General features: G+C 50.3%; 6 protein-coding genes. 2 read left to right on the top strand and 4 right to left on the bottom strand.

Annotated elements, in window-relative coordinates:
- The 4 genes from ACYZYZ_RS10880 to ACYZYZ_RS10865 form a co-directional block, all read right to left on the bottom strand.
- The coding region (locus ACYZYZ_RS10880) for a methyl-accepting chemotaxis protein (protein ID WP_461484268.1) at positions 1-1,898 on the bottom strand (1,898 nt) is incomplete at its 3' end.
- A 73-nt stretch (positions 1,899-1,971) separates the two neighbouring features.
- Entirely contained in the window at positions 1,972-2,511 is a 540-nt protein-coding gene (locus ACYZYZ_RS10875) for a chemotaxis protein CheW (protein ID WP_305170442.1), read from the bottom strand.
- 20 nt (positions 2,512-2,531) lie between these two features.
- Positions 2,532-2,894, bottom strand: coding sequence for a response regulator transcription factor (locus ACYZYZ_RS10870; protein ID WP_305170441.1), 363 nt, complete (start codon positions 2,892-2,894; stop codon positions 2,532-2,534).
- On the bottom strand, positions 2,872-3,327 hold the full coding sequence (locus ACYZYZ_RS10865) for a response regulator (protein WP_305170551.1): 456 nt from the start codon (positions 3,325-3,327) through the stop codon (positions 2,872-2,874). Before ACYZYZ_RS10865 ends, ACYZYZ_RS10870 begins: the two co-directional genes overlap by 23 nt.
- A gap of 238 nt (positions 3,328-3,565) precedes the next feature.
- Between ACYZYZ_RS10865 and gshB the strand changes: the two genes are divergently transcribed.
- Both gshB and ACYZYZ_RS10855 read left to right on the top strand, forming a co-directional pair.
- Positions 3,566-4,453: a glutathione synthase gene (gene gshB, locus ACYZYZ_RS10860; protein ID WP_461484267.1), complete on the top strand. Its 888-nt coding sequence runs from the start codon at positions 3,566-3,568 to the stop codon at positions 4,451-4,453.
- 3 nt (positions 4,454-4,456) lie between these two features.
- On the top strand, positions 4,457-5,268 hold an 812-nt coding region (locus ACYZYZ_RS10855), incomplete at its 3' end, for a DUF3418 domain-containing protein (RefSeq protein WP_461484266.1).

Below are 5,268 nucleotides of genomic sequence, written 5' to 3'. Positions count from 1 at the left end.
AAGGTCTGGGACGTAATATCCTGAATCACATTCATGGTTCGTGAGACATGACCCGCGGTAGTCGCCTGGTGTTTGGCCGCAGTGGAGATATCCTGAATCAATTCCGCCAGATCAGCAGATACGGCTTCAATCTCTTCCAATGCCACACCCGCCGCATGGGCGCGTTCAGCACCTTTCACCACTTCAGCGGTGGTCTGCTCCATCGAGCTCACAGCTTCGTTGGTATCCGTTTGAATGGTCTTCACTAGCGAGGCAATCTGCTTGGTTGCTCCTGCGGAGCGTTCCGCCAGTCGTTGCACTTCATCCGCAACCACCGCAAAACCCCGGCCGGCATCACCCGCCATGGAGGCCTGGATCGCAGCATTCAATGCGAGGATGTTGGTCTGATCGGCAATGTCATTGATCAACGATACGATGTCGCCAATTTCCTGGGAGCTTTCACCCAGGCGCTTGATGCGTTTGGATGTATCCTGAATCTGCTCACGAATGGTATCCATACCGCCAATGGTGTTTTGCACCACGCCGGCGCCTTTCTTGGCGATGGATACCGATTTTTCCGCCACGTTGGCAGACTCTGCAGAGTTGGATGACACCTGGTCGATGGTGACGGCCATTTCATTAATGGCCGCTGAAGCACCGGCTATTTCCTGCGCCTGATGCTCGGATGCTTCGGCCAGTTGCAACGCTGTGGCACGTGTTTCGTTGGCAGCAGCAGACACGTTTTCGGACGTGTCCTGGATCTGCGCCACAAGAATCCGCAGCTGGTCGATGGCGTAGTTGATAGAGTCCGCGATGGCACCGGTAAAGTCTTCGGTCACCGTGGCATGACTGGTCAGGTCACCTTCACCGAGACCGGCGATTTCATCCAGCAAGCGAAGAATGGCCTGCTGGTTTTGCTCGTTGTCCGTGGCCGAATCCCGCAGACGACGACGGGTCTCAGCAGAATTTTTAAAGGCCATCAGGGTCAACAGCAGAATACCGAACACACCCGCATACAGGGCTGTGGTGTAGCTCAGGTCACGGGTTTCCGGCAGTTTAGCAATGGTGTCGGACATCTCACTGAGTTGCTCCTGCAGCTGTGGTGACTTGTCCAGGATGGTATTGGTGGCCTTGATGGCATTAAACAGTGCCGGGGTGGCATCAAAAATCTCCTGCATCGAGGTGCTGACAAAACCGAACTGTTCGGTGATCTGTTCAAGGCTGGTCCTGACTGCAGGGACCGTGACACGGCTAAGCCCCATGGTGGCATCGCCGTTTTTCATCGCATCCAGCACCTGGCCGAACAGCTTGATATCCCGGGAGAACTGTTCAGCCGCTCTCTCCGCATCCGCACCACCCGCCAGCATACGATCGACGTTGCGACCAATACGCTCGGCCCGCCAAGACTGGGCTTGGGCAAAAGCTGACTGAGAGGCAGGGGCAGCATTGGCCAGGAGCAATTCAACAACCTTGGTATGTTCCTGCTGCAGGTCCGGCAAGGTGCGGTTCAGGGTTTTGGCAACCTGGTTGAGGAAGATAACCGGCTGTTTATTATCAATAATGATCTGGGCATTGCTATGAGCCTGGAACCAGGCGTCCTGCAAATGGCTCAACTGGGCACCCTCTACCTCACCCTCGAGGTTGTGGTTCAACTGATTCCAGCTGCCTTTCATCTGATCCACCAGGTTCTGCAGCTCGCCAAATGCGGCCTCATCACCTGAAGCGGATGCCTTGGACAGGGTCACCAACCGATAGGACTGGGCGCGCAACTCGGACATCAGTTGCAGACTCTCCTGATCTTTCGACGTCTGTTTGAAAACCAGCAATAGGTTAAACCCGAGAAAGGCCACGACGGCGATCAACGCCACTGTCAACAGCGTGATCGATGAACTGGTCTTTGATTTCTTGTTAGAGGTCATGTCTATATCACTCCGGGCAATTCATCACCACGCCGCTTGGTGGTGTACATGCCGATTACAATTCGATTGCAGTCTAAGCTGCCACCGCCATAAAACGAGGGTCACTCAGAAGCGGTCCCAGCCGCAGCAATACCCAGGTACTGTCCGGCTGCACAAAACTGCCCTCTGCATAAAGCACCACTGGCTCGGGAACCAATGCTGCCCGACGGGTAAAGGTGTCCACCTTGAAGTGCCGCATTCCATGCACCTGATCTACCGCCAGCCCCAGAAAAACACCGAACATCTCGATCACAATGACGCGCTGGGTTTTCGTTGTTCCGGATAATTGACTGCCAAGAAATGCCGCCAGGTTGATAATCGGCAACAACCGGCCCCGCAGGTTTGCCATACCCATCACCCAGGGCTTCACCCTTGGCAGCGAGGTGTACTGTGGCATTTCGATAATTTCGACCAGTTCTTCCAGAGGCATGGCCAAGTTGTGACCGAGCAGTGAAAAACACACCACCTTGCGCGTTGCGACAATATCCTGTTGGGCGGGAAGGCTTCTAGCATTTTCAGCATAACGCTGGGCAAGTGAAACCAACACCTTGAACGGCGTGCGCTGATTTGTCATGGCCAGACAGTGACTAACATTTAGCTGATCACTTCCTTGAGAACACTGATCAGGCTTTTTTCACTGACAGGTTTGGTCAGGTAGGCTTTGGCCCCCTGACGCATACCCCATACCTTATCGGTATCCTGATCTTTGGTGGTAACAATAATCACGGGAATATGCTCGGTTTCACTCGCCTTGCTTAATTGCCGCGTGGTTTGAAAACCGTTCACTCCCGGCAAGACAATATCCATGAGAATGGCATCCGGCTGTTCTTTTGCTGCCAGCACCAGGCCATCCTCTCCGCTTATGGCCGCCAGTACCTCGTAGCCATTTTTTTGCAACAGACCCGCAAGTTGATGGGTTTCTGTTGGTGAATCATCAACGATCAATATTCTCGCCATCTGTCCCCCCGGCTGGACTATCCATGCTTTCCGGCACTTCATCAGCTGCCTCGCTATTGGAGAACCTGTCCAACGCTTCAAACAACTCTGTTTTACTAAAAGGTTTAGTCAGGTAATCGTCTGCCCCCACAATACGGCCTTTGGCTTTATCAAAAAGACCGTCCTTACTTGAAAGCATGATTACCGGAATATGTTTAAACTGGCTGTTGTTCTTGATCAGGGCGCAGGTCTGATAACCATCCAATCGCGGCATCATGATATCCACGAAAATAACGCTGGGTATGTTGTCGGCAATTTTGGAAAGTGAATCGAAACCGTCAATGGCGGTGATAACTTCACACCCGGCCTTACTGAGGAGGGTTTCCGCAGTCCGACGTATGGTATTACTGTCATCAATGACCATGACTTTCAAACCACTGTATTGTTCTTCCATTGCTGCTTGCCCCGTTATGTTGTGAATACGCCAGCCTTTCAAAAAAGGCAGTGGATTATGTAACACAATCACTTGGTTTTATCTATAACAGCCCGCCGCCATAAAACACTGAACACAGTTTTTACGTTTGGCAGTTGCGCTTGCACACCGGTGCCCTTACCTTTAGTCGATAAATCCGCCACTGCTTTGACATCTTATAGAACAAGTCCTTTTTCGTGGCGTGACAAAGGTAACAGTTATGACGAGAACTCTTGGGGTTGTGATGGACCCCATCGAAAAAATCAACCCGAAGAAGGACACCACACTGGTGCTGCTGCTGGCTGCCCAACAACAGGGCTGGCAGTTGATGTACATGGAACAGTCCTGGCTGGCCATCGAGAATGGCGAAGCCACTGCCAGCATGGCACCTCTGGAGGTGTATGACGACCCTGAAAGCTGGTTCAAGCTCGATGAGCGCCGCCAGGAGCCACTGGCTTCTCTCGACGCCATCATCATGCGCAAAGACCCGCCGTTTGACAGCGAGTATATCTACACCACTTACATTCTTGAGGCGGCTGAAAGGCTCGGCACACTGGTGGTCAACAAACCCCAGAGTCTCAGGGACTGCAACGAGAAAGTATTTGCCACCCTGTTTCCGGAGTGTTCTCCCCCGCTGCTGGTAAGCCGTGACCCAAAACAACTAAAGGCATTTCGCCAACTGCATGACGATGTGGTCTACAAGCCCCTCGACGGCATGGGCGGTACGGCCGTTTTTCGAGTGCGCCCCGACGACCCCAATCTCAGTGTGATTATCGAGATGCTCACGCAACACGGTCAGCAAACCATCATGGCGCAAAAGTTTATTCCCGATATCAGCAACGGCGATAAACGTATCCTGATGGTGGACGGCGAACCCATCCCCTACTGCCTGGCCCGCATCCCAGCAAAAGGCGAACTGCGCGGCAACCTGGCGGCCGGGGGCTCCGGTGTGGTTCGCCCCCTCAGCGATCGCGACCGCTGGATTGCCGCTCAGATCGGTCCTGTCCTGAAAGACAAGGGCATCCTGTTTGCCGGACTCGACGTGATTGGTGACTACCTGACAGAAATCAATATCACCTTGTGTAAAGAACCGAAAGATGTGTGTTAAGAATTGCTTTTCGCTTTCAGTAAGCTTAAGGAGCACAATAAGGAAGCCATTACAGAAATTATAGAGAGTATTGATTTTGGTATTGAACAAGAAAGACTTAAATATTGGCCCGATGATCCACTCCCTGAAAAATTAGAAATCACACATCAAAAAACAACCTTGATTGGCTACCCCGCCCTCGTTGATAGAGGGGAGTGGGTTGATATCTTAGTCTTTGATGATCTAAATGATGCTAAAAACAAAAATAAACAAGGTATTAAAAGATTAGTCTCTATCCAACTCAATGAAAAAATTAAAATCATAAAAAAAGATCAAGTAAGCTTGAGTGAAACTTCAATTAGGTTGGGAAAAATTATTTCAGCTGATGCACTCAAGCAAAATATGATTGAGGTTGTTCTCGATGAAATTTTGAATTCATTTAAGAGTCAAATTCAAACTAAGACTGACTTTGAGCGCCTCATTATTCACGCCCATAAACATTTTTCGAGCTTAATACAAATATTATCGGATGAGCTCATGCTGATTGCTCAATCCTTCCATGATTTGTCTCGAATGAGGTCAAGTATGAACAACCTTCCTAGTAAGGTATTAGAGGATATTGATGAGCAAGTTGAAATCTTGTTACCGCCCTATGAAAAGCCATTATTTAAGTTTGATAGGTTGCAGGATTTTAATCGTTATCTAAAGGGCATTATCATAAGGCTTGATAAGTTTAATCAGCGCCCATCGAAAGATGTGGAATTGATGAGTGAGGTCAATCGTTTAAAAAATAAATGGATTGAAAAGGTGGTTAGGTATGTGGAAAATGACATGGA

Origin of the sequence: Porticoccus sp. (genome assembly GCA_023261185.1) — a bacterium.
Taxonomy (GTDB): Bacteria; Pseudomonadota; Gammaproteobacteria; order Pseudomonadales; family Porticoccaceae; genus Porticoccus; species Porticoccus litoralis.
The sequence above is the reverse complement of the archived record's forward strand: the minus strand, read 5'-3'. Positions and strand labels throughout refer to the sequence as shown.

Excerpts from the sequence above, each read along its gene's own strand:
- ACYZYZ_RS10875 (WP_305170442.1), bottom strand. The coding sequence starts at position 2,511 with ATGACAAATCAGCGCACGCCGTTCAAGGTGTTGGTTTCACTTGCCCAG.
- ACYZYZ_RS10865 (WP_305170551.1), bottom strand. The coding sequence starts at position 3,327 with ATGGAAGAACAATACAGTGGTTTGAAAGTCATGGTCATTGATGACAGT.
- gshB (WP_461484267.1), top strand. The coding sequence starts at position 3,566 with ATGACGAGAACTCTTGGGGTTGTGATGGACCCCATCGAAAAAATCAAC.
- ACYZYZ_RS10870 (WP_305170441.1), bottom strand. The coding sequence starts at position 2,894 with ATGGCGAGAATATTGATCGTTGATGATTCACCAACAGAAACCCATCAA.